At 30.6% G+C, this 1,007-nt stretch carries 2 protein-coding genes; both read left to right on the forward strand.

Annotated elements, in window-relative coordinates; genetic code table 11:
- Positions 1-758, forward strand: a 758-nt coding sequence (locus J7G74_RS16650) for a class II fructose-bisphosphate aldolase (RefSeq protein ID WP_297137490.1), incomplete at its 5' end; no start/stop codon positions are given.
- Positions 759-784: 26 nt separating this feature from the next.
- Positions 785-1,007, forward strand: a 223-nt coding sequence (locus J7G74_RS16655; protein WP_297137493.1) for a class II fructose-bisphosphate aldolase, incomplete at its 3' end; no start/stop codon positions are given.

The raw sequence follows: 1,007 nt of genomic DNA on the forward strand, positions 1-1,007 counted from the left end.
AGAAAGCTCCAATAATTGTAAATATATTTCAAGAGCACTTTGAAAAACATAGTGATAGTGAGTTAATAACACCTATCGTAAAGACATTGGCAGAAAGAGCTAGTGTTGAAGTAGCATTAAACTTTGATCATGTCCAAGACACTGAATTATTGAAAAAAGCTATACAAGATGGATTTTCATCAATAATGGTGGATGCATCTAGATTTGATTTAGACGAAAATATAAAAGTAACAAGAGAAATGGTAAAATATGCTGCGAAATATGATGTAAGTGTTGAAGGTGAAATAGGATGTTTAGGTGGTAGTGAAGGAGGTATGTTTACAGAAGATTCAATGTATACAAATCCTCTAGAAGCACGTAGATTTGTTGAAGAAACAGGGATAGATGCTTTAGCTATATCAATAGGAACATCACATGGAAACTATCCAGATGGAATGGTACCAGAGTTTGACTTTGAGAGATTAAAAGAAATTAAATCAATGACAGGAATGCCACTAGTACTTCATGGTGGATCTGGATCTGGGGAATATAATATAAAAAAATCAGTTGAATTAGGAATAAATAAAATTAATGTAGGTTGTGATTTCTTTAATGCTTGTACAGATAGTATCAAAAAGCAAATAGAAGCTGAACCTGATATAAACTTCTTCACTTTAATGCATCAAGTAGAAGAAGATAGTATAGAAAAAGTAAGATATTATATTAGACTATCAAAGTCTAGTAATAAGAGTAAAAAATTAGAAGTAGTTAGTCACTAAATTAATATAATCAGGAGAGTTTAAACATGTTATTAAATATGAAAGAAATGTTAACAGTAGCACAAGAAAATAAATTTGCAGTACCAGCATTTAATATAGGAAGTGGACAAATACTTAAAGCAGTAGTAGAAAGTGCAAATGAAAAACAAGCACCAGTAATACTTGCAATACATCCATCAGAATTAGAATTTTTAGAAGATAGCTTCGTAGCAAGTTGTATAGAAGAAGCAAACAAAAGTAATGTACCAA

Origin of the sequence: Terrisporobacter sp. (assembly GCF_017888745.1) — a bacterium.
Lineage (GTDB): Bacteria > Bacillota > Clostridia > Peptostreptococcales > Peptostreptococcaceae > Terrisporobacter.